This window comes from Colwellia sp. (assembly GCF_013214175.1).
In the GTDB taxonomy this organism is placed as follows: Bacteria; Pseudomonadota; Gammaproteobacteria; order Enterobacterales; family Alteromonadaceae; genus Colwellia.
Genome location: NZ_JABSPA010000004.1, coordinates 209,264 through 234,013, shown reverse-complemented (window position 1 = coordinate 234,013; position 24,750 = coordinate 209,264). Strand labels below are relative to the sequence as shown.

General features: G+C 39.7%; 17 protein-coding genes. 10 read left to right on the top strand and 7 right to left on the bottom strand.

Translation table 11 applies throughout. The features are described from left to right. Positions 1-92 precede the first annotated feature (92 nt). Genes HRT55_RS12230 through HRT55_RS12220 form a run of 3 tightly spaced genes read left to right on the top strand, consistent with a single transcriptional unit; the run spans position 93 to position 3,446 of the window. Positions 93-1,946: a CHASE2 domain-containing protein gene (locus tag HRT55_RS12230; protein ID WP_291621622.1), complete on the top strand. Its 1,854-nt coding sequence runs from the start codon at positions 93-95 to the stop codon at positions 1,944-1,946. Next, positions 1,946-2,527: a hypothetical protein gene (locus HRT55_RS12225; RefSeq protein WP_291621620.1), complete on the top strand. Its 582-nt coding sequence runs from the start codon at positions 1,946-1,948 to the stop codon at positions 2,525-2,527. Before HRT55_RS12230 ends, HRT55_RS12225 begins: the two co-directional genes overlap by 1 nt. A 4-nt stretch (positions 2,528-2,531) precedes the next feature. Further along, a complete protein-coding gene (locus HRT55_RS12220) occupies positions 2,532-3,446 on the top strand; it encodes a M48 family metalloprotease (RefSeq protein ID WP_291621618.1) in 915 nt (304 codons plus the stop codon). A 34-nt stretch (positions 3,447-3,480) separates the two neighbouring features. Here HRT55_RS12220 and HRT55_RS12215 read toward each other — a convergent pair whose 3' ends face one another. Next, positions 3,481-4,545, bottom strand: a complete 1,065-nt coding sequence (locus HRT55_RS12215; protein WP_291621615.1) for a phospholipase A — start codon at positions 4,543-4,545, stop codon at positions 3,481-3,483. Between the two features lie 367 nt (positions 4,546-4,912). Here HRT55_RS12215 and HRT55_RS12210 point away from each other — a divergent pair, with 367 nt between their 5' ends. Beyond that, positions 4,913-8,017 carry an efflux RND transporter permease subunit gene (locus HRT55_RS12210; RefSeq protein ID WP_291621613.1) on the top strand — a complete coding sequence of 1,035 codons (3,105 nt, stop codon included), beginning with the start codon at positions 4,913-4,915 and terminating at the stop codon, positions 8,015-8,017. A 29-nt stretch (positions 8,018-8,046) separates the two neighbouring features. Continuing rightward, a complete protein-coding gene (locus HRT55_RS12205; RefSeq protein WP_291621611.1) occupies positions 8,047-9,258 on the top strand; it encodes an efflux RND transporter periplasmic adaptor subunit in 1,212 nt (403 codons plus the stop codon). Between the two features lie 168 nt (positions 9,259-9,426). Here the strand turns inward: HRT55_RS12205 and HRT55_RS12200 are convergent, their stop codons facing one another. Both HRT55_RS12200 and HRT55_RS12195 read right to left on the bottom strand, forming a co-directional pair. Beyond that, on the bottom strand, positions 9,427-10,611 hold the full coding sequence (locus HRT55_RS12200; RefSeq protein ID WP_291621609.1) for an endonuclease/exonuclease/phosphatase family protein: 1,185 nt from the start codon (positions 10,609-10,611) through the stop codon (positions 9,427-9,429). A 31-nt stretch (positions 10,612-10,642) separates the two neighbouring features. Next, positions 10,643-11,275: a TetR/AcrR family transcriptional regulator gene (locus HRT55_RS12195; RefSeq protein WP_291621608.1), complete on the bottom strand. Its 633-nt coding sequence runs from the start codon at positions 11,273-11,275 to the stop codon at positions 10,643-10,645. 762 nt (positions 11,276-12,037) lie between these two features. Here HRT55_RS12195 and HRT55_RS12190 point away from each other — a divergent pair. The 3 genes from HRT55_RS12190 (at position 12,038) to deoA (ending at position 17,106) form a co-directional block, all read left to right on the top strand. Then, positions 12,038-15,151 (top strand): TonB-dependent receptor, encoded by a 3,114-nt coding sequence (locus HRT55_RS12190; RefSeq protein WP_291621606.1) that lies wholly within the window; start codon positions 12,038-12,040, stop codon positions 15,149-15,151. 204 nt (positions 15,152-15,355) lie between these two features. After that, positions 15,356-15,775 (top strand): cytidine deaminase, encoded by a 420-nt coding sequence (gene cdd / locus HRT55_RS12185; RefSeq protein ID WP_291621604.1) that lies wholly within the window; start codon positions 15,356-15,358, stop codon positions 15,773-15,775. 11 nt (positions 15,776-15,786) lie between these two features. Next, entirely contained in the window at positions 15,787-17,106 is a 1,320-nt protein-coding gene (deoA, locus tag HRT55_RS12180) for a thymidine phosphorylase (RefSeq protein WP_291621603.1), read from the top strand. A 214-nt stretch (positions 17,107-17,320) separates the two neighbouring features. Here the strand turns inward: deoA and HRT55_RS12175 are convergent, their stop codons facing one another. The 4 genes from HRT55_RS12175 to udk all read right to left on the bottom strand — a co-directional run bounded on the left by HRT55_RS12175 (position 17,321) and on the right by udk (position 20,781). After that, on the bottom strand, positions 17,321-17,905 hold the full coding sequence (locus HRT55_RS12175; RefSeq protein ID WP_291621601.1) for a thymidine kinase: 585 nt from the start codon (positions 17,903-17,905) through the stop codon (positions 17,321-17,323). Between the two features lie 113 nt (positions 17,906-18,018). Continuing rightward, positions 18,019-18,792 (bottom strand): deoxyribose-phosphate aldolase, encoded by a 774-nt coding sequence (gene deoC / locus HRT55_RS12170; protein ID WP_291621599.1) that lies wholly within the window; start codon positions 18,790-18,792, stop codon positions 18,019-18,021. Positions 18,793-18,843: 51 nt separating this feature from the next. Further along, positions 18,844-20,088, bottom strand: coding sequence for a NupC/NupG family nucleoside CNT transporter (locus HRT55_RS12165; RefSeq protein ID WP_291616283.1), 1,245 nt, complete (start codon positions 20,086-20,088; stop codon positions 18,844-18,846). A 54-nt stretch (positions 20,089-20,142) separates the two neighbouring features. Beyond that, positions 20,143-20,781, bottom strand: a complete 639-nt coding sequence (gene udk / locus HRT55_RS12160) for a uridine kinase (RefSeq protein ID WP_291621847.1) — start codon at positions 20,779-20,781, stop codon at positions 20,143-20,145. Positions 20,782-21,079: 298 nt separating this feature from the next. On the opposite strand from udk, the gene HRT55_RS12155 reads away from it, so the two are divergent. Beyond that, the gene (locus HRT55_RS12155) at positions 21,080-22,303 is read left to right on the top strand and encodes a phosphopentomutase (RefSeq protein WP_291621597.1); all 1,224 of its coding nucleotides are present in this window, start codon (positions 21,080-21,082) and stop codon (positions 22,301-22,303) included. A gap of 112 nt (positions 22,304-22,415) precedes the next feature. Continuing rightward, positions 22,416-24,722 carry a TonB-dependent receptor gene (locus tag HRT55_RS12150; RefSeq protein ID WP_291621595.1) on the top strand — a complete coding sequence of 769 codons (2,307 nt, stop codon included), beginning with the start codon at positions 22,416-22,418 and terminating at the stop codon, positions 24,720-24,722. The last annotated feature ends 28 nt before the right edge of the window (positions 24,723-24,750 follow it).

Here is a 24,750-nt window from a genome sequence, read left to right as displayed (position 1 = left end):
GTATTAAAGATATGCTATTAACAGTATGACTTTGACACCTTCGCTTTAACACTTTCGTTTTAGCATTGGGCTTTAACTCGGGTACAGAGCTTATGATATTATCCAGGGTAAAAATATCATCATTACTTATCGTTGTTTTCTTAATCACCTCCTACCTTGTTGCTCAGCAAAGTAAGCTTTTTAAAACGGCAGACTTTGCTATTTTTGATCGCCAGTCTCGATATTTAGCAGCTCAATTAGACGTTGATAACGATATCGTCGTTATTGCTATTGATGATCACAGTTTAAAGCAAATGAATGCTGTGGCAGGGCGCTGGGTATGGCCTAGAACAGTACATGGACAAGTTATCGAAGCGCTACAGCCATTTGCTTTATCTGCCATAGTCTTTGATGTTTTATTTGCCGAGCAGGATATTTATCGACCTGATGCAGATACCTATTTTAATGAAATATTGGCAAATTCAACTGGCATATATTTTGCGACCTTAGAGCAAAATCTAGTTGCTGGCGGTGGTGTATTACTTAAAGATCTGCCCAAGGAGTTGGGTTTAATAAAAACACCTTTAGCGCATGAAAATGCCAAAGGAAGTTTCATCTTACCCTTGGCTATCAATCGACAGTATTGGCAGCTGGGCAGTATAAATTTTAATGCCAGTATTGACGGTGTTGGACGCAGTTATGATGTCTATAGAAACCTTTCAGGCTGGCATTTTCCCTCTTTACCGGCAAAGTTAATAGGCTCATTGGCTTTACCATTACCAGAGCGTCAGAAAATTTTATTACAATGGCGCGGCGCTGCTGAGAAACCTTATCCCACCTTAAGCTATGTCGATGTTTATCAGGCAGTAGTTAACAATAATAAAGATTTTTTACAGCAACTATCAGGCAAGATTGTTTTAATTGGTGCTACCGCATCAGGGTTATATGATGCGAGAGCAACCCCATTAAGCGACCAACTCCCCGGCGTTTATATGTTAGCAACTGCCATAGATAACCTTAAAAATGAACAATATTTAATACCGGTGAGTGATTTCAGCCAAGCCGTTATAGGTGTCATGGTGATTACCCTTACTTGCTTAGTGTTTATATTAGTCAGTGGCTATGTAAGGCAAGTTGGTTATACCTTGTTATTGATGGCCGCAATAAGCTTAATACTCACCAGTATTAGCACTGCGTTATTAAAGCAGCAACAGCTATTGTTTATTGGCGCTATATTGCTGGTTATGTTAGTTAGCTTCCTCATCTTTTCTTTTTTTTATGGCTACTTAGAATACCGACGACGCCAACAAGCCCTAGCCATGTTTGGCCGGTTCTTAGACCCGCAAGTCGTTTATAAACTTCTCGAGGAGGGAGCTCTATCACCTGAACAGCTAAATAAAAAACAAACACTGACAGTATTGTTTTCTGATATTAGAAATTTCACTCAATTGGCCGAAAATAGTGATGCCGAAGCCGTGGTTAAGCTACTCAATCAATATTTTAATCAACAGGTGGCTATTATTTTTCAACATCATGGCACCCTAGATAAGTTTATTGGTGATTGTGTAATGGCCTTCTGGGGCGCACCTATACAGCGTAAACCTGAGCAAGATGCCGTGGCGGCTATTAATGCAGCACTAGCTATGGAGCAAGAGTTATTACGCTTTCGCAAAAGCCTACCAACAGACTTACAAAGCTTTGATATTGGTATTGGTATTCATACTGGGGAATGCATTGTTGGTATGATCGGCGCCGACTTACGGCTCGACTATACTGTTATTGGCGACACGGTAAACTTGGCAAGTCGAATTGAAGGACTGACTAAAAATAACGCTCGAATATTAGTTTCCGAACAAACTAAAAAGATTTCCAGTCATGCTTTTGATTTTAGTTACCAAGGTGAGCACCAAGTCAAAGGTAGGCAGGGCAAGGTTCATTTGTATCAACCTCAAAGGAGAGATAAGTAATGTCCAAAGTTCTTTGTGCTTACCTTGCAATAATAGCTACTAGCCCATTCATTATGGCAACTGTTCTTTTTGTCCTAACAAGTTTAAATATCAGTTTTGCCTTTGCAGCAAATCCAGTCACACAAAAACCTAACAATGTTCGTGCGGGGCAGATGATAAAAAAAGTTAACTTGTTAAAGCAACCTAGTTTTCAAAGTAACATTACCGGCTCTGTTGCTGCTAAAGAAAAGATTAATATTCAAAGTAGAAAAAGTGCTTGGTACTTTATTTCAACAGCAAGCCTGCCACAAGCCGGTCAGCTTTCTGGCTGGGTCAATATGTTAAATGTCAGATTTATTTCTTCGGCAAAACGAGAAGGAGAGTTAGGCGTTAAGTCGCTTTTTTCAAGTGTTAACAATGATAGTTTACCGACAGTATCAACCGGGGTTCGCGGCTTTGATGTCGATGATTTAAAAAAAGCAAAAGCTGATTTAAAGCAAGTCGATTTACTTAATAGCTATAGTGTCTCAGCCGGAGCAGCAGCAAGGTTTGCCAAGCAGGGCAAACTTAAAGTAAGCCTTATAAAAGTGAAAGAGGACTAGAAAAATGAAGTATTTAACTCATTTAACTTGTTCAAGACCAACAAGTCACACAACAAGTTATGCCATTTGCCTAGCTCTGATCTTAAGTTGTTCACTCCTTGCTTGTAAAAGTACCGGTTTGAAAATTGGTAACTTTGAACTCGGCCAGTTAATAGACCAAGGCATTAAGGTTTTTAATGCCAATAGTATTAATCAAGCTCAAGAAATTCAATTTGGTGAAAATATGTCGGCAGTATTATTGGGCACTCGACCTTTGTATGAAAATGAAGCCATTAATATTTATGTTAATAAGGTCGGTATGTGGCTGGCCGCTAATAGCTCAAGACCTGAATTACCTTGGCAGTTTGGTGTGATTAACAGTACGGCAATTAATGCTTTTGCCGCACCTGGAGGTTTTGTTTTCATCACTTCAGGCATGTTGATGCAATTGGAAAATGAAGCGCAATTAGCTGCGGTATTAGCTCATGAAATTGTCCATATCACCGAATATCATTATTTAAAGGCGATTAAAGATGATGCTAATAGAAGTGCAGTCACCGAGACCCTATTTATTTCAGCACAAGCGTATCAAGACAATACCGCAGCAAGTAATGAAGATAATGATTATCGAGATTGGGCAAAAAAAGTAACGGGTATGGCGCAACACTTATATAGCAAAGGCTTAGATCGAGACGATGAGTTTCAGGCGGATCAATATGGCATACGTCTATTGGCTAAATCGGGCTATGATGCTTTTGCTTATGTAGATAATTTACAAGTCTTAGCATCATTTTCCGCCGATGATAGTGCTTTAGCCTTGTTGTATAAAACCCACCCAACACCCTCACAAAGACTAACAGCCTTAGCTGAACAGCTTGATAAACTGGCGATGAATGAAGGGCTGTTACTTACTAAGCGTTTTGCTCAAGCAATGAAGTAAGTCATTAGTTAAAGCATTTGGTTAACACTGGTAGTTAAAGTAAGTTGGTTAAAGCGATACCGATACCAAAGCGTCTTTGGTTAACATTATAATCAATTAAACTTTCGCCATAGCCACTACTCATTTGGGCATAGCCTTTTAGCTTACCCCACAAAGGAAAAGTCACGCCAAATTCAACAAAGCCTTTATGAGTGGCAAAATTATTGCGACCTTTAAAGGAGAATTCATAAGCTGAGTCGTATTTATACATCAAGCCTAACTCGAAATGGCCCATATAATCTAAAATATCCGGGTTATCATCACCTTGGCCATCTGACGGAGATTCCTTCTCACTCTCGGGTATGCGATACCATGGACGAAATGATAAGGCGAAATTACGCTTTTCATAAAGGTAATTAACATAAACACGGTTCCAACTTCTTGATAACAGCTGTGAACGACCATTCGATTGATGCTCTGCGCCAACAACTAGGGCAGAATTACCGCCAAAAGGATGAAAACTAATGGGGGTGAAATAGAAAATTTCTGGCTGGTAATTGGTTTCACGAAAGGGTTTTGAAATTTCTTCCGAGTAAATTTGCCACCAGGACTGCAAAGTAAAACCAAAATATAGTTGATCGCCTTGTCTAAATAAACTGTCAGTGAGCAGTGGTACTTTTAAACTGAGTTGAAACTTTGCTTCGACATCTTTTAATTCATCAGCCCAATCAGAAAACCCTTGATAAGCCGTGCGGTTAATTTCATCGACCATAGATAAAGGCAGAATGTAATTCATTTTGTGTGGTGTGAGTACATAGGGGTCGGCAGCGGTTCTTTTTTCGCGGATCACTCTGTTGGCTAACACGCCTAACTCAACACTTTGGCCACTGTTTTTACTAATAACTTTTTCAGCAATCTGTTGTTCACAATAATGCTCAATCTCCGCTAACGTAGCTGTTTTATCGGCACTTTTAATCGCTTTAAATAAGCACATCTCGAATAATGCTTTATGAGATGGCAGCTCGGCTTTATCCGTTTTATTGTCAACTGAATTGGCTTGAGCGATAAATGATAAAGCAAATAAGAGTAGAGGAAGTAAACGGGAGATTAAGGATATCATGATAGCCGACTGTTTTAGCTGAAGTTGCTGGCGATTATAGCCTATCGGTCTGTCAATCAATAGTCAGAGCTCACCATAATAAGTCACTAATACCAGATCTACTTCAAGGTCCCGCTTGAAGTAAATCTGGTATATATCAGGGCAATTCTTGCTGGCCTGTAAAGCTTTACTTATCAGAGGTGATTTATTAAATGCTAACGTGTGTCAAAATCATCACAGTTATGTCTAATTATTTCAGCTAATTTCAAAGCATTTCTCTGAGGTTATTGGTCGTGTTTTTATCTCGATTAACCGCAAGTCCACTTACTTTATTAGCTTACCCTTGTATCTTATTTGTTAATTAATGTAATCCAATGATGGAATCACCATGAAACTCACCAAGAGCGCTTTAACTAGTCCAGCAGCTGTCGCTGTCGTTGTCGCCTTAACTCTACTTGTAGGTATGCTCAGCTTATTTAAACTGCCAGTGCAATTATTTCCTGATATTGAACGTCCACAAATTGGCATACAAACCTCTTGGCGAGCGGCATCCCCTAAAGAAGTTGAATCTGAAATTATTGAACCACAAGAGCAAGTCTTACGTGGTATTCCGGGCTTAGATTCAATGAATGCTTATGCCAATCGTGGCGGTGCTTACATTAATTTATCTTTTGGTGTCGGCACTAATATGGAGCAAACCTTAATTGAAGTGATTAGCCGCATGACACGTGTCGCTAACTTACCCCAAGATGCTCGGCCACCACGAATTATGCTTGGCGGTGGTCGTGGCAATACTCCAGCACTGACGTTTTTCTTTTTACAGGCTTTACCGGGTAATGGTCAAGATATTAGCCAGTATATTGACTTTACCAATGATGTTATTAGACCGCGCTTGGAATCGATTGAAGGTGTTGCCAGTGTGGAAACTTTTTCGGAGCAAAACCGAGAAGAGCTGCAAATTCGCTACGACCCCATTAAAGCGGCTGAATATGGTATTTCAATTCCAAGACTTATTTCCTTAGTGTCTGCCAGTGATGATATTTCGGGTGGCTTTATTGACGTAGGTAGACGTCAATACACTTTACGTTATAGCGGTAAATATAGCGTTGATGACTTATCACAATTAATGCTTGAGTCCCGCGGTGGGCGAAATATTCGTTTAAGTGATATTGCCACCGTGGAAGTGAGCCGTAGGGATAGGGAAGGTATGGCGGTGCAAAATGGTAATCCTGCATTTTCCATGCGTATTAATAGAGCTAATGGCGCTAATGTTTTAGAAACGTTAAACCGAGTCAAGGAAGAGGTCGCCTTACTTAATAGTGAACTGCTGGCAGATAAAAAACTCATTATGGTGCAATCTTTTGATGCCTCGGTGTTTATTTACCGCGCCATTAACTTAGTCACCAGTAATCTATTTGCTGGTATTGTTTTATCGCTGTCAGTGTTGTGGTTTTTTATTCGCCGGATGCGCGCTACGTTAATTATTGCTACCGCTATACCGGTTAGTTTGTTAAGTACCTTTATTGTTTTGGAAATTACCGGTCGTTCACTTAACGTTATTTCTTTAGCTGGTTTGGCTTTTGCGGTGGGTATGGTGCTCGATGCCGCCATTGTTGTTTTAGAGAATATATTACGCATGCGTGATAAAGGCCTTAATGAACATGACAGTTCAGAGCAAGGTGCAGAGCAAGTATGGGGCGCTTTACTGGCCTCGACCGCTACAACGGTAGCGATCTTCTTACCGGTGTTTTTCTTAAAAGATATAGAAGGGCAGCTGTTTGGTGATTTGGCCTTAACCATAGCCATTGCAGTTTCTGTATCGCTTATTGTTGCTGTGGTACTGCTACCGGTTTTAGCAAAGTATTTACTGAAACAAGAAAAGGTTATTGATCCTAATAAAATGCTTTGGCAAAAAATAACCCGCTTTGTTATGACTTGTACCAATAACCGTATTAAGCGTTTGTCACTTGCTACTAGCCTATTAATATTACCGGTTGTCATAACACTCGTTGCTATGCCTAATCTTGATTATTTACCACCGGTTAAGCGTGATGCCATTGATGCAAATTTACGTTTTCCACCGGGCTCTAATGTTAAAACTATTGAAAAAGAAGTTATTCAACCTATTGTTGAACGCTTAAAGCCCTATATGGATGGCACTAAAGAGCCGGCCTTGAAAAATTATTATATTTTTGGTGGCGCGTGGGGCGGTAGTTTGGGCGTTCGAGTAAAAGATCAAGACAGAGTAGATGAGTTACTTGAAATTGTTAAAAATGAAATATTAATTGACCTACCCGACACCCAGGTTTTTGCCAGGCAGGGTAACTTATTTGGTGGCTTTGGTGGTGGTAGACAAGTGCAGGTTCATCTGCAATCGAAAGATACCCAAGCATTACAAGAAGTGGCACGCCAAGGTATAGATTTCATCAAAGCAGCCATTGAAGGCGCAAATGTAAATGCTAATCCTGGTCTTGCTTTGTCAGAGCCCGAAATCAACTTAACCCCTAAGGACCGTAATATAGTAGAGCAAGGTTGGAATCGTCGTGATGTTGGTCGTGTAGTCAGAACATTAGGTGATGGCCTCTATGTTGGTGAGTATTTTAATGGCAGTAAACGTATGAACATGATTTTGCGTGCCGATGGCTGGAATGATCCCGATAACTTAGGTGATGTGCCTGTGGTTACCGGTAATGGCAACATTACACAATTATCAAACTTAGTGGCTATACAACGTACGGTTGGCCCGAGCCGCTTAACACGTATTGATGGCCAGCGTACTATCACTTTAAATGTTAACCCACCTAAAGGTTGGTCGCTGGAAGAAACAATTTCAGTATTAAAGTCACAAGTAGAGCCTAAATTGCGAGATATTATGCCAGATGGTGGCAATATCCAATATGGTGGTAGTGCCGATCAGCTAGAAAAAGCTATCGGGGTGATGGCAGAAAATTTTGCTTTTGCTTTAGTCATTCTATTTCTATTAATGGCTGCTCTGTTTAAATCAATTAAAGACAGCTTACTCGTGGTAATTACCATACCGCTAGCAACTGTGGGCGGTATTTTAGCACTGCAATTGCTTAACCTTACTGTCTTTCAGCCTCTTGATTTACTGACCATGATTGGTTTTATTATTTTACTGGGCTTAGTAGTTAACAATGCAATTTTGTTGGTTCATCAAACTCGCTTAGGTCAAGAAGATGGCCTTGAGCGCTCACAAGCGATTGAACAAGCATTAATCTTACGTTTACGACCTATTTTTATGAGTACAGCAACAAGCTTTTTTGGCATGTTGCCGCTATTACTTATGCCGGGAGCGGGCAGTGTTATTTATCGCGGTTTAGCGGCGGTGATTGTCGGCGGTTTAGCCTTTAGTACCCTATTTACCATAGTGTTACTGCCATGTTTGTTAAGGCTATCTAAGTATGACTTTTTACCTGGAGCTAATAAACAACCAGCTGTACAACAATTACCAAGTGCGCGCGTTAAAGCGTAATGACAACTCAACAGATTAAGGGACAAATCATGAATAACTTAATGTTAACCAATGTGACACCAGAAAAACTTATGCCTTCAAAAGTTATGTCTTCCAGAATTAGGTCTTCAAAACTGAAATTTACTATGAAAAAGTCCGCAACAGCAGACATTTATAGCTCAGCGATAGTAACGTTTGCATTTATCTCAATAATTGGCTTACTTAGCTTTAGTCAACAGGCCAATGCGGCGGAAGAAGAAAAACCTGCCCACCTCGTTAGTGTTGAGTCGGTCAAAAAAGAGCAAGTAAAGCCAAGTATTTGGTTGCCTGCCAATGTGATAAGTCGAAAAAATGCCCCTATATCTGCCGAACAAACTGGGCAGTTGCTGTGGATTGAAGATGTCGGCAGTCAAGTTAGCAAGGGGCAATTATTAGCACAAATTGATGATCGTCACCTGAAATTACAATTGGCTCGTCAACGAGTAGAAGTGAAGCAATATCAAGCCGAGGTTGATTACCTTACCGGACAAAAAGCCCGCTTTTTAAAGTTACGTGAAAAAAACAATTCAGCCTTGAGTGAATATGAACGTGTTAATAAAGATCTTACCATTGCCATTAACGAAGTCGCTGCTTTGAATATCTCGGTAGAGCAAACCTTACTTGCTTTAGAGAAAACCATGATTAAAGCGCCTTTTGCCGGCAATATCAGCCAACGATTTGCCCATGTTGGTGAACTGATCACTATAGGCCGTCCGTTAGTGCAGTTAATTGATACCAAACATCTTGATATTAAAATTGCTGCGCCAATTGCCATTGCACCCTTTTTACAACGAGGCAGTAAAGTGATGGTCAAATGGAACCAAACCTTACTTGAGTTACCTATTCGTACTTGGAGTCAGGCGGGGGAGCAAGCCTCACGTACTTTTGATGTCAGACTTTCTGCTGATGGTATAGCAATCTTAGCAGGTACCGCCGTGACGGTTTCTTTACCTAAGCAGGCCCCTAAGGAAGCCATTTTAGTACCACGCGATGCCTTGATATTACGGGAAAACGAAACCTATGTATTGACCATTGATGATGAGCTAAAAGCACAAAAAGTTTCGGTATTAGTAGGTCAAGGTGTTGATAGCTGGATTTCAGTGACGGGCGCTTTATCCATTGACGATAGTGTTGTTGTTCGTGGCGGCGAGCGCTTGCAAAGTGGTGAAAAAGTGCGCTTTCTTAGCGATAAAAAGTCTGATCTTATCGCCAACCTTAATTAATCGAAAGCTGGTAATACCATTAACTTTCTATACGGATTAGTATTATATAAAAGCTAACTAGTTTTGCTTACGAAGGGCTGTTGAACATCAATAGTCACTCAATTTATGTAAGCTAAGCCGACTCGTGTGGCCACTTGTCGGCTTTTTTATTTGTGCTTATTGTCTTGCCTAGTCTTTTGTTGTTAGCTCAAGCCAAACTAGTCGATGATCTGATGAAGCACTTCTATCTTTTATTAAACGGTAACTTTCATCGCCTTGTAACGGCCAAAAAATCCCGGAATCATGAACGTTAAAGCCATAAGACGAAGGTAATACATAATCGACTCTCATACCCCAATTTGAAGTATGGTGCTTAGCATTAACGTTATCAGGTTTATGTAGCTTTCCCGCTTGACTCTGCGGCATAACATCTTGAATTCTTTCATTGTTTAATAGTGAAGCAATACCGGCTTTAATGGCATTGCCATCAACGGTAGTGGCATTAAAATCACCTAACATAACGAAGGCATGCTCGGCTTTAAGGCCGCCTTTGGTGCCTTTGTCATCATAAATATAACCCGCTAACTCAGGGGTAATATAATCATGCCAAAAGCGAACCTCATCGTGATTACGTTTACCATTTCGATCTTCTGGACCATCAAAAACTGGCGGAGTTGGGTGGCTTGCTAGTATATGAATGGTTTTACCATTAACCTTAACAGGCACATCCCAATGAGATTTTGATGATAATCTCAGCGCTTGCCATACATCCTTGCTGTACCACGGTTTATTGGTTTCGGGATCAATCGGCATAAGTGCATTTGGCATATCATGCCATTTAAAGTGTTGAAAGCTGCGAATGTTAGCAATATCTATAGGATATTTTGATAACAAGGCCATACCATAGTGACCAGGGAAGTGACCATAACCGTAGCCATCGCCGGGTAATTTGCCTTTCTCACCGTTACCATCAAGGTCTAAACCTGAATTTACGCCGGTATTAACTGGACCTTGGTAAAAATAAGGGAAGTTAATGCTCTTTTGACCCTGCTGGCTTTTATTTAAGTAGTTAGCAATAAAGCTTTTTAAGGCTTGGTTGTTATCATCAAGATAATCAAATTCATTAAGCAGAATAATATCAGGATTAATTCTTTGTATTATTTCGGCAATGTTTTTGATCTGTTGATGTTGACTGGCTAAGGCCGTTGCCAGTGTATTGGTCGAAACATTTACCGGTTCGCCGCGTTTAGCTTCAACATAATTAAGTGCTTCCATGCTGACATTAAAGGTGGCTATTTTTAATGTGGTATCTTGTGCAATTGTCATATTAGAAAAAACCAAAGTAAACAAGGTAAGGAGTAATTTTTTATTCATAATTTTTTCTTAAAGTAATTTCTTAAATTGATTAAATTAAGCCGCAGCCTCGTAAAATAATGTCACACAGAAAAGCGATGACCTGTTCAACATCATCTTCTTCGAAGTCTGCACGATTCATTATCGTTAAAATTTGTGTTTCAAAATCAGCGTAGTGCTGAGTAGCTGACCAAATAAGAAAAATAAGATGCACAGGATCAACATTGACCATTTCACCGCTATCTATCCACTGCTGAAATAATTTAGCTTTTTCTCTTACCCACTGTCGTTGATATGTACGGGCATAGTCTTTTAAATGTTGTGCGCCTTGAATTATTTCCATAGCGTATATCTTTGATGCTTCAGGGTGCTTAAATGACATCCTTACTTTCGCAGCAATAAATTTTTCTATGGCGACTTTAGGACCTTCATTTGCTTCAATATCACCGATGCCTTCATCCCACATCTCAAGAGTATGCTCAAGCACGGCATGATAAATGTTTTCTTTGTTTTTGAAATAATAAAGAATATTGGCTTTTGGCAGCTCTGCTCGATCAGCTATAGATTGCACCGTTGCGCCCCTATATCCCTGTAAAACAAATTCGGTTCTAGCGGCGGTTAGGATCTTAACTTTACTTTTCGCTCGAATATTGCCGGTTTTTTTTATTTGATTAGCGCTAGTCATATTCTTTACTCAGAGTTCGTTATTGTCTTCATTGTTTTTCACCATGCTTTTTGATTATGGTGCTGTCATGATTATTTTAATCTAGCTTTTTACCAGTCGTATCGACATAAGTCACACATTTTCTTCATTTATTATTAACCAGCTAGTCAGGTGGCCAAACGTGGACATTTATCAACTGACTAATTATCTAAGCTACAAATGTAATTTATTGAAAAGGAAAGGTACACTATATAGCCATCTGGTTACAAGTTTGTGGTAAGTAATCTAAAACAGACTGTTTTATCTTTTCACTATAATCACTATTCTAAAATAAATTTAAATATATTGTTTTAAGTCAGTATTTTATTACTTCAATATTGCTTTATATAAAGGCTATCAAGGGATTTTACGCTCATTTGTTGACCATATGGATAGTTTCTTATATTAAAAAGTGATTAAAACCATACCTTTCGATAACAATATTTTATATATAAAATTATTAAGTGAAATAATCGAAGGCGATAACATGTAATTTCATCTTAGTAGGCTGATTTTAAAGGAATATAATTAAAATCAGCCTGTTTTGTTTTAACTGGTCTGACATTTTTGTTTTTGCTAGTTGTGTTACTATGTGAAAAAATGTAATGAAACTGCAATGAAAGTCTGGTCTAATTTTAATCGAAATGAAAAACAGAGCAACTGGTTAACTTTTATATCGTTTATAAATAATAAAAATAAAGACCACTTTAAACAAAACAAAAAACAAAAACATAGGAATAACAGATGAAAAACTATCGTCTATCACATATAGCTAGTGCGTTAGTCCTTGCGCTTGGGCTATCAACTTCAGCAATAGCAAATGAGACATCTTCGGGTATCGCAGGACAAGTATTCACTCCTAAGGGTGAAGCTGCTGTCAATACAACGATTATTGTAACTCATATCCCAACGGGTACCGTTAAACGAATTAAAACCAATAGTTCAGGTAATTATAGCTTGAGAGGTCTTCGTGTTGGCGGCCCCTATAAAGTTGTGATTGATTCTGAAGTATATAAAGATCAAGTTCACACTAATGTGTATCTACAAGCCGGTAAGCTACAGCGTTTATCTATTGATTTAGAAAATGTTGATAGAGAAGTTATTTCTGTTGTTGGTAGTCGTGCGGTTGGCTATACCAATAGCGGTTCTTCAGGCTCTTTTGGTGTTGATGATATCGCGAATGCTGCGGGTGGTGAACGTGATCTTAAGGGTGTGTTACGTTTTAACCCATTAGTTTCTATTGGCAGTGGCGATGGTGCGCCGATGTCAATCGCTGGTTCAAACCCTCGCTTTAATAGTTTCTCTGTTGATGGTGTTCGTCAAAATGATGACTTTGGTTTGAACGGCAATGGTTATCCAACCCAGCGCTCACCAATATCGATTGATGCGGTTGAGCAGGTTAGTGTTGAAGCAACGCCTTACTCTGTTAAAAATGGCGGGTTTTCTGGCGGTCAAATTAACGTAGTAACCAAGTCAGGTACCAATGAATTTCATGGTAGTTTTTTCTATGAAAAAGAATCGGATGACTGGGCCGGTACCCCTATAAATTTAGAGGGTGAAGACATCCCATTAGAGTTTGAATCAACTACTTTTGCCGCTACTCTTGGCGGACCCATTATTAAAGATAAGTTGTTTTTCTTCGCATCATATGAGAAGTATGATCAACCTACCAGTGTTGAGTGGGGACCTGCAGGTGCAGGTGCAGGCAATGATACCAAGTTTACCGAAGCAGAATACCTTCAAGTTAAAGAGATTGCTGACCGAGTTTACGGCGTTGATATAGGTACTTACAGTGCCAATCCTGAAGAAAAAGACGAAAAAATCTTAATTAAACTTGATTGGAACATCAATGAAGATCATCGTGCCGCATTTACTTATCAAAACACTGAGGGTAACTCAACACGTAACATGACTTCTAGGTCAAGTGAACTGAAAACCTCTACTCACTGGTATGATAAGGATGAAAACTTAACGGCCTTTTCTGGGCACTTGTACTCAGATTGGAGCGCTGATTTTACTACTGAAATAAAAGTAGCCTATAAAGATGTTGATACTAAGGCAGCTCCTCAAAATAAAATGATGGGTGATGTTACCGTACGAGGTGAAAGTGGCGATATCGCTTTTGGCCCTGATAGAAGTCGCCATGGTAATGAGCTAAGCAACCAGACCTTGTCATTACGTTTTTTAGGTGAATATTTATATAACGACCATGAAATTACCTTTGGTGTCGAATATGAAACCATAGATGTAAGGAATTTATATGCACCTGACTCATTAGGTACATGGAATTTTGAGAGCATTGCCGACTTTGAAAATCGTTTGGCTGATGACTTTGATTATGCCAATGCATACACCAACGACGTGAATGATGCAGCAGCGAGCTTTAAGTTCTCAACAACAACATTATTTATTGAAGATGCGTTTAATATTACCGATTCGGTATTGTTAACCGCCGGTGTTCGTTATGAGGTGGTGGGCTCATCAGATAAACCAACTCATAATGCTAATTTCCAAGCAAGATACGGCTACTCAAACTCTGCTAATATGGATGGCGAAAGTATTTTCCTTCCTCGTATTAGTATTAACTGGGAAGCAACCGATGATTTAGTCGTGCGTGGTGGTATTGGTCGCTTTAGTGGTGGTCGCCCCAATGTTTGGCTTTCAAATGCCTACAGTAATGACGGAACTACCTACGTTACTTCTGGTGATACTGGTGATCACCTAATTAATGCGGATATTACTAAGATCCCTCAAGCGGTACTTGATGGCATGGAAGCAGGAGACGGTAATGTAAACTTCACCGATCCTAATTTCAAAACGCCTTCAGACTGGCGTACCAATATTGCACTAGAGTATCGTTTCGATATCCCAGTAATGGGTGATGACTGGATGTGGTCGGCAGAATTTATTCATATAGAGAAAGAAAACGACCCATTTTGGCAAGATGTTAGCCGTAGCAAAACTGGCGAAACAACTGCTGGTGGCCGCCCAATTTATGAAGCAGATGACACGGATCGTTATGATCTCATGTTAACTAATGCCGCTGATAATGGTGAAAGCAATATCATCACTACCAGCTTAAACAAGACGTTTGATAGCGGCCTTGCCTTTAATATATCTTATACCAATCAAGATATTACCGAAGGTACACCAGGGACTTCTTCAACAGCTACTTCTAACTTCCAGTACCCGGTCACATTAGAGCGTGGCCGTGCAGAAGTTGGTCGTGCCAATTTTGAAATTGAACATAGCTTAAAAATTAACTTAGATTACCGTGTTGAGTTTGTTTCTAACTATGCTACTAAGTTTAATCTATTCTTTGAACGCCGCTCTGGCCAGCCACTTAGCTGGGTTATGGGATCACACAAAGATGGTGCCTTAGGTGATCAAGACGCATTTTATAAATCAGATGCTTACTTGCCTTACATTCCATCGGGCGCCGGTGATCCAAACGTAGCTTACCAATACGGTTTGACCTATGATGAGTTGAAAGGCTATATAGACCAAGCAGGTTTAGGTAAATATGCCGGTGGTTATGCTGAAAAAGGCTCTGGTAGCCAACCTTGGCAAACCACGCTAGACCTACGTATTGCTCAAGAAATCCCAGGTTTTATGGAAGGTCATAAAGGTGAGTTATTCCTTAGTGTGCGTAACTTACTTAACCTTATCGACGATACTAAAGGCCAGAAAAAGCGTAGCCAATACGGTACTAAAATCCTTGCCGACTTCGACCTAGATGATCAAGGCCGTTACGTATATTCTACACCATATGGTGGCTTCGACGCCGCTAATGCCGATACAGTTGATGCTAAATACTCTGCATGGGGTATCAAAATTGGTGTTCGTTATACTTTCTAAACTAAACTAAACTAAACTAAAAATCGAGGATACTTGCATTGTAGTAGACCGGTTTGATAGAAATAAAAGGCTGCATTTTTTGCAGCCTTTTTTATTGGCTATTTTTCATTATAGTTGTTGTTAATTCATTGAATAAAATAACTTGACCACATGGTCAGCAATGATATGCTGAAGCTATCAATATTACTCGTGACAGGGAACATAATGAACGAAATACCAACAAAATTAATGGATGAAGTAATCGCTGCTGCGAAAGCTGCTTATCAATTGGCCTATGCGCCATACAGTAACTTTCATGTCGGTGCTGCTGCGTTAACAACCAATGGCAACATAGTCAAAGGTTGTAATGTCGAAAACGCTTCATACGGCTTAACTGTCTGCGCGGAGCGTAATTGTATTAGTCATGCAGTAATTAATGGCGAGCAACAATTTCAACTAATTGTTATTTATACCGAACAAGATAAATTGACGCCACCTTGTGGTGCCTGTAGGCAGGTTATTGCTGAGTTTTTTGAACAATCAGCACCAGTACTTACAGTAAACCATAAAAATGAACGAAAAGTTTGGACTGTGCAGGCGTTATTACCTGATGCATTCACCCCAAAAGATTTATTAGACTTATAAGGATTTAGCTAATGTCAGTAACCAATAAAATTATCCCACAAGAAATTATTCGACTTAAACGTAATGGTCAAATACTCGACGAACAATCGATTAATGGTTTTGTTTCAGGCCTAGTCGATGGCAACTTTTCAGACAGCCAAGTTGGCGCAATGGCGATGGCTATTTTTCAAAATGGCATGTCGATTGATGAAAGAGTCAACTTTACCAAAGCTATGATGAATTCAGGCGATGTCATAAGTTGGCAAGGCTTTGATGGCCCTATCGTTGATAAACATTCAACCGGTGGTGTCGGCGATAAAGTTAGCTTTATGTTGGCTGCTATTGTTTCTGCTTGTGGCGGTTATGTACCGATGATTTCGGGTCGAGGTTTAGGTCATACCGGTGGTACTGCAGATAAACTAGAAAGCATCGCTGGTTTTAATGTCCAGCCAAGCATCTCAGAATTTAAGCGCATAGTGAAAGAAGTTGGTGTTGCTATTATTTCTCAAACAGACAATTTAGCACCGGCAGATAAGCGTTTGTATTCGATTAGAGATGTTACTGCAACCGTTGAGTCTATCCCCTTAATTACCGCTTCTATCTTGTCTAAAAAGCTTGCTGCGGGCTTAGATGTGTTAGTGATGGATGTTAAGGTAGGCAATGGCGCTATGATGAATAATCTAGCCGATGCTAAAGCACTTGCTGATAGTATCGTTAGCGTTGCTAATGGCGCGGGTGTTAAGACACAGGCTATTATTACCGATATGAACCAAGTCTTGGGTACCAGTGCTGGTAACGCTATAGAAATGTATGAAACGGTTAAATACTTAACCGGCAAGCAAAGAGAGCCGCGCTTACATAAAGTCGTACAAGCACTTGCCACGGCTATGCTTGTTAATACCAAGCTAGCAAGTGATGAACAAGATGCCCATAAAAAAATCGATAAAGTATTAAGCACAGGTTTGGCAGCAGAAGTGTTTGATCGTATGGTGGCAGCATTAGGTGGGCCGAAAAACTTCGTAGAAAAACCTTGGGATTCTATGAGCAAAGCGAATGTGATTATGGAAGTTAAAGCATCACAGCATGGCTATATTGCACAAATGGATACCCGTGCTGTTGGCATGTCAGTTGTTGGTTTAGGTGGCGGTAGAACCGCACCGACACAGCAGGTAGATCACACGGTTGGTTTTGATAGGATATTACCACTGGGTGTACACGTCAATCGTGGTGAAGTGATTGCCCGTGTTCATGCCAAAGATGAAGACTCAGCTAATAGAGCTATTGAGCAATTTAATAATGCGCTGAGTTACTCAGAAGAGAGCCCTGAATTGCCGCCAGTGATTTATTCGTAGTCGCGGTTAGTTAAAGTGAATAAGCACTATTGTTATTAGCTAGTAGACAATCAATGTATGTTTGCTCTCATAAAAAAACGCCTTATAACTGAGTTATAAGGCGTTTTCATTTAATGAAATGTGATTTGCAATGGTGATAATAAACCGAAAGTAGCCTCTTTTATTAGGCAGTAAGCACTAATCAAGGTTGATGACACTGTTTTTAGCGGCCACCCTAGACTTCAAGCCTGACAAGTTGCTTAAAGTGAGCGCGACACAGGGGTTCATAACGCTCATTACCCCCTACTTCTACTTGCTCGCCCCCTTGCATAGCTTTACCGTTAGCGTCTTGTCTGATAACAAAGTTAGCTTTGCGGCCACAGTGACATATGGTTTTTAATTCTACCAGTTTGTCTGCCCAAGCGAGCAGGGCAGCACTACCTGAGAAGGTTTGTCCTAAAAAGTCAGTGCGTATGCCATAAGCGAGAACAGGGATGTGCAATAAATCAACGATATCAGTAAGTTGCTTAACCTGCTCTGTGGACAAAAACTGTGCTTCGTCGAGGAGTACACAAGCAAGCTTCTCAGCTTGATTTTTCTGCTCAACATCTTTGAATAGGTTAGTTTCATCGTTAAACAAAAAAGCGTCGGCATCAATGCCTAACCGCGAAGCAACCTTGCCTTTAGCAAACCTATCATCAATTTGCGCGGTATAAATAGCCGTGGCTAAACCACGCTCTTGGTAGTTATAAGAAGATTGCAGCAAGTGAGTTGACTTGCCTGCATTCATCGATGAAAAATAAAAATAAAGTTGTGCCATCTTTCTGCTTTCTTTTTAAAGTTTGTCTTATTGAAGGTATCGCTATAGTTTTACTTAACTAAACGCTATTTTCAATTATTTAGTTGCTACTTAGTCGCTATGGTAATAGAAACTTAGTAGCTACTTGAACTTTTAGAGTTACTTTCATGACCTAGGGTTTCCAATAAACTGGTTAGTAAGCTGCTAGCACCAAAGCGAAAGTGATTCGCATCGGCCCATTCATCCCCTAATATGCTATCGGCTAAATCAAGATAAATACCGGCATCTTCGGCATTTCTTACCCCTCCAGCGGGTTTGAAGCCGACAGCAGTGTTCTTGTGTTTTATTACTTCTAACATTATTTGTGCTGCGGTTGGTGTAGCATTTACCGCGACCTTACCTGTCGATGTTTTAATGAAGTCAGCTCCGGCATTAATGGCAATTTCACTGGCTTTTCGAATTAACTCTTCAGATTTTAACTCACCTGTTTCAATAATGACTTTAAGCTTTGCTGAACTTTCGCAGGCTTGTTTACAGACCTTGACCATGTCAAAACCAATGGTTTCGTTACCTTGCATTAACGCGCGATAAGGGAAAACTAAGTCTACTTCATCGGCACCATAGGCTACTGCTGCTTTAGTTTCGGCTAAAGCAATGTCAATATCATCATTGCCATGGGGGAAGTTCGTCACCGTTGCTATTTTTACCTGTGGAGTTTGCTGCGCTTTAAGTGCCTTTTTAGCAATAGGAATAAAGCGCGGAAAAATACAAATAGCAGCTGTTTCGCCCGCAGGTGACTTTGCTTGTCGACAAAGGTCAATAATCTCTTGCTCAGTTTCTGTATTGGTAAGGCTAGTTAAATCCATCAATGACAGGGCACGCTGAGCTACCGTTTTAATATCAGACATAAGTTTAAATTCCTGTTTGTTTTCTTGGTGATTATTTATGTTTATTCGTTACTACAACGCAATGAAAATGCCGGCAATTGCTGCACTCATTAAGTTTGCTAAGGTAGCAGCAAGCATTGCTCGCAGACCTAATCTAGCAATATCGTGGCGACGGCTTGGCGCCATAGAGCCAAGACCACCGAGCAAAATTGCGATAGAAGATAAATTGGCAAAACCACATAAAGCAAAGGTAACAATCGCTTGCGTCACAGGGCTTAAGGTATCTCTTATTTCGACAAAATTAACATAGGCAAAAAATTCATTGACGATGACTTTTTGGCCAATAAAACTTCCTGCTTGCAACATTTCATGTGCGGGCACGCCAATAATATAAGCAAAGGGGGCAAAGAGGTAACCTAAGAAAAACTCAATGGTGATATTTTCATAACCAAATAAGCCAGCAACACCACCAACAATAGTATTTAACAATGCTATTAGAGCAATGAAGGCAAGTAACATAGCGCCGACGTTAACCGCAAGCTTAAGGCCGGATGCAGCGCCAGAAGCTGCGGCATCAATAACATTGGTTGGTTTATCGTTATCTTCGTCATAATCCACTGGCTCTTGAACTATTTTATCGTGTTCAGTTTCAGGGTATATAATTTTAGCCATTAACAAACCACCTGGAGCCGCCATAAATGAGGCGGCGATAAGGTACTTTAATTCGATGCCAAGGCCAGCATAACCCGCAAGAATGGAGCCGGCAACAGAGGCTAAACCACCCACCATAATGGCAAATAATTCAGACTGAGTCATTTTTGCAATATAGGGGCGTATTACCAGAGGCGCTTCGGTTTGACCAACAAAAATGTTGGCTGTAGCGGAAAGTGATTCAGGTTTACTGGTTCCTAAAAGCTTTTGTAAGCCACCACCAATGATCTTAATAACCCATTGCATAACGCCTAGGTAATACAGCACAGCAATTAATGATGAAAAGAAAATAATGTTGGGTAATACCCTGATAGCAAAAACAAAACCAACACCATTTTCATACATGGCATCAGTGCCTAAACCACCAAAAAGGAAGTCAATGCCTACTTTTGCGCTGTCGATAACACTTTGTACACCGTTGGTCATAGACAGTAAAAAATCTTTGCCAAAAGGCACATACAAAACAAATGCTCCCAGCAGAATTTGCAGGGTAAACGCTAAGCCAACCGTACGTAAGTTAATGGATTTTTTTTCACTTGATAATGCGTAGGCTATTCCTAGCAATACGAATATACCGATAACACCTCTGAGTGCACCTAGTTCCATGAAGACCTCTTTTGTTTTATTGTTATTTTATTCTATTTTATCTTAATTTAATTCTTATTGTGTGGGGAGCTGTGATAGTTGACGAATTTTTGCTTTGAGTACTTCAATGGCCATTCTATTTTTACCGCCTCGGGTAATAACAATATCAGCCCAAGCTTTTGATGGCTCGATAAATTGATGGTACATGGGTCTTACTGTGGCTAAATATTGGTTGGTAACTGACTCAACACTGCGATTACGCTCAACGAGATCTCGTTTAATTCTTCTGATCAGGCAAATATCTAACGGGGTATCCATATAAACTTTTATATCAAAACAGTCTCTCAGTTCTTGATTAGACAGTAGTAATATACCTTCAACTAGAATGATTTTCGTTGGTGAAAATGTCTTGGTTTCATTAAGGCGAGTATGAGTTTTGTAGCAATAAACAGGGCTATTAATTGTTTTGTTGTCTGTCAATTTCTTTAAATGTTCTGATAATAGCTCATGTTCAAAGGCATTGGGGTGATCATAATTTGTTTTTTCACGATCAGACATAGATAAATGAGATTGATCACGATAATAAGCATCTTCATAAATAATTGAAATGCCATTTTCACCTAGCTCGGTTACAAGTTCGTCATGAATTGTTTGAGCAAAGAGTGTTTTCCCTGATGCTGATGGACCAGCGATAGCAATAATGGTTGGTTTAATTGGTTTCAATGTTCAGCCTATTGTCAAAGAAAATATTAATAATTCAATACTAGTTTTTATAGTGAGCAAAACTACCTGTAGCTGACAGGTATTAGCTATATTTTATTTTAGCATTGTAAGGTTAATAAACTAAAGAGCCGGTAAATAATTAGCGAGTAGAAAATGCTCTATTTACCCTTTTTTAGAAAGGTGATAAATTAACACAACTTGACCAGTTGGTCATATTATTTATCAGATTATTTCAATATTTGTTATCATTTGTAATTATAATCTTAAAATATTAAAAAAAGGAAACATTATGGCTCGTGCAATAATTTTGGTTATTGATAGTTTTGGTATTGGTTACTCTCCGGATGCAGTTGATTTTGGTGATGTTGGTGCAAATACGTTAGCTAATTTAGCACGTGCGTATTTTGATGAAACAGGCAAAAAGATTGCTTTACCCAATTTATCGGCACTGGGCTTAATAAAAGCCTGTCAGCAGGCATCTAATCAGGACTTTCCTTATGAAGGAGGAGCACCAAGTAAAGGGGCTTATGGCTTTGCCGAGGAAATTAGCACAGGTAAAGATACCCCGAGTGGTCACTGGGAAATGGCAGGAGTACCAGTGCTCTTTGATTGGGGCTATTTTACCGATAAAGAAAATAGTTTTCCTAAAACATTAATTGACAATATTAACCAAACAACAGGTTTTGACGGCATATTAGGTAATTGTCATGCTTCGGGCACTGAAATACTTAAGCGTTTGGGTGACGAGCATATTAAAACAGGTTTGCCTATTTGTTATACCTCGGCAGACAGTGTTTTTCAAATTGCTGCCCATGAGGAGCATTTTGGTTTAGATAACCTCTATAAGTATTGTGAAACTGTACGTGAACTGCTTGGTGACTTAAATATAGGGCGTGTTATCGCCAGACCTTTTGTTGGTGACAATCCAGATAACTTTGCCAGAACAGGTAACAGAAGAGATTACTCGGTATTACCCCCTGCGCCAACGGTATTAGATAAAATATCTCAGGCAGGTACTCATGTTATCAGTGTTGGCAAAATTGCCGACATCTTTGCCCATCAAGGTATTGATGAAAAGACAAAAGCCACTGGTTTAGATGCGCTTTTTGATGCCACACTTAGCCATATCAATACTGCTCAAGATAATTCACTTATTTTTACTAATTTGGTTAATTTCGATCAAGACTTTGGTCACAGACGTGATGCCATCGGCTATGCAAGAGAGCTTGAGGCACTAGATGTTCGTATTCCAGAGCTCTTTGCGGCTATGTCTGCCGATGATGTATTATTCTTCACTGCTGACCATGGTTGTGACCCAACTTGGCCGGGCACTGAACATACCCGAGAATATGTGCCTATTATCGCTTACCATCAACAGGTCGGATCTGTTAATATAGGTAACCGAAAAACTTTTGCTGATTTAGGGCAAACAATCGCAGAACTATTTAAGGTCGAGGCAATGGATTACGGAAGTAGTTTTTTATTAGATTTAAATTTTAAACCTAAACATTAAACTATTAATTTTTAAGGTAAATTTAAAAATTTAAACTACACTGGAATAGTTCATCAATCGCCGTTTAGAGCGAGCTATAACTAATTTGATTAATATCTGGGGAATAACAACTATGCACACTTTTAAAAAAAAATCGCTATCGCTATGTATTAGCGCGGGCATCCTCGCCACCGGTGGCGGAATTACTTCAATGGCGCAAGCTGAAGAAGCGGGAAAAAATAAACTTGAAGTGATTGAAGTTACTGCACGTAAACGTGTTGAAAATGTACAAGAAGTACCGGTATCAGTGTCGGCTTTACAAGGCGAAAACCTTGATGCCTATAGTTCAGCGGGTATGGATATTCGTTTTATGAGCGCTCGTATCCCAAGTCTTGCTGTTGAATCTTCATATGGCCGAAGCTTTCCTCGCTTTTATATCCGTGGTTTAGGTAATACTGATTTTGATTTAAATGCCTCGCAACCTGTTTCTTATATTGTTGATGATATTGTGCAAGAAAACCCAATTCTAAAGGGCTTCCCTGTATTTGATGTTGAACGTGTAGAAGTACTTCGAGGACCACAGGGCACCTTGTTTGGTCGTAATACACCTGCGGGTTTGGTGAAGTTTGACTCAATGAAACCATCACAGTCTTTTGATGGTTATGCCGCTGTTTCCTACGGTAGTCGTGGCGCAATTAATTCATCTGCAGCGGTTGGTGGTGGCTTGACTGATACTTTATCGGTTCGTATTTCAGGTTTACATCAATCAAAGGATGACTATATTGATAATCGGGCTGTTGGTTTTGAGCAAAAAGATCAACTAGGCGGTTATGATGATAATGCAGCCCGTATTCAATTTTTATATGAAGGTAACGATTTTAGTGCCTTATTTAATTATCACTTTAGAGATCTCGATGGCTCACCTATTACTTTTCATCCAAATATTGCTACGCCAGGCACTAATAATATTCGCCCTGATTTTGAAGCCGATGTCGTTTATCAAGATGCGGGTCAGTTTGCTACTCAACAAGTTAGTACCCAAGGTAGTAGTTTAAAACTTGAATGGGATATTGAAGATTACACTCTTACCTCTATAACTGGTTGGGAAAGTGCCGAAATATACTCTAGAGCCGATGTGGATGGCGGTTATAATGGTTTTCCTCCTGCTGGTGATCCAAATGCAGTATGGTGGGGTGCCCAAACAGCTGATGAAATCCCTGATCATAACCAATACACTCAAGAGCTGCGATTAGCGTCAAATTTTGTTGGTCAGTTTAACTATCAAGTGGGGCTTTTTTACTTCAATGAAGAATTAACGATTAATACTTATGACTTCTATACTCGTGACGCTACCTCAACACCATCGGATCCGGCACATGGTGCGCAGAACGGTGAGTCAACGCAACATCAAGAAACAACTGCTTGGGCTGTATTTGGCTCTGTTGATTACGACTTTACAGATGACTTCTCGTTAACTGTAGGTTTACGTTATTCAGATGATGAAAAAGACTTTACTGCTGAATTATTAGACCATCCATTTATACCCGGTGCTGATGGTGGTAATTATTCTAAGTCGGTAAACCCAAGTGATAGTCACGTAAGTTGGGATATTAGCGGTACTTATAAAATTAACCAAGACGTTAATTGGTATGCCCGAGTAGCAAATAGTTTTCGAGCACCAAGTATTCAAGGTCGCGTGCTTTACGATCAAAATGTCAGTGTTGCGGACTCTGAAACGATTACCTCATACGAAACCGGTATAAAATCTGATATTTTAGACGGGCAAGGTCGAATTAATGTCTCAGTGTATTATTTTGATATGGATAATCAGCAATTAACTGCTGTGGGTGGTACTTCGAATTCAAACACACTATTAAATGCAAACGGCACCACGGGTTACGGTATTGAGCTTGATTCTGAGTGGATTTTAACTGATAACATTATTGCTACTTTTAATATTAGTTACAACAAAACTGAAATTGATGACAAAGGTCTTGCTGTTGCCGCTTGTGGCTCTGGTACTTGTACAGTAACCGATCCTACTTTCCAAGTTCCGGGTGCCTTTGGACCGCTTACCATGGCGTATATTGATGGCAATAGTTTACCTAACGCGCCAGAGTGGATATCAAACTTAACCTTAAGTTATGTAAAAGAAGTTGGTGAGGGTGAGTTCTTTGCTCATACTGATTTAACTTATCGTGGTGAAGTTGACTTCTTTTTATATAGAGCAAAAGAGTTTGAAGGTGACGCCCTAGTAGAAATTGGTGCTCGTACTGGTTATAACTGGATAGCGGGAGATAATGAGTATGAAGTCTCAGCTTTTGTTCGTAATCTGACTGATGAGCAAGTCATTATTGGTGGTGTTGATTTTAATAACAACTCTGGCATGGTTAATGAGGAGCGTTTTGTTGGCGCAGCATTTAAAGTTTCTTTCTTCTAAGAGGCTTTTCTTATAAATAAGCGGTACT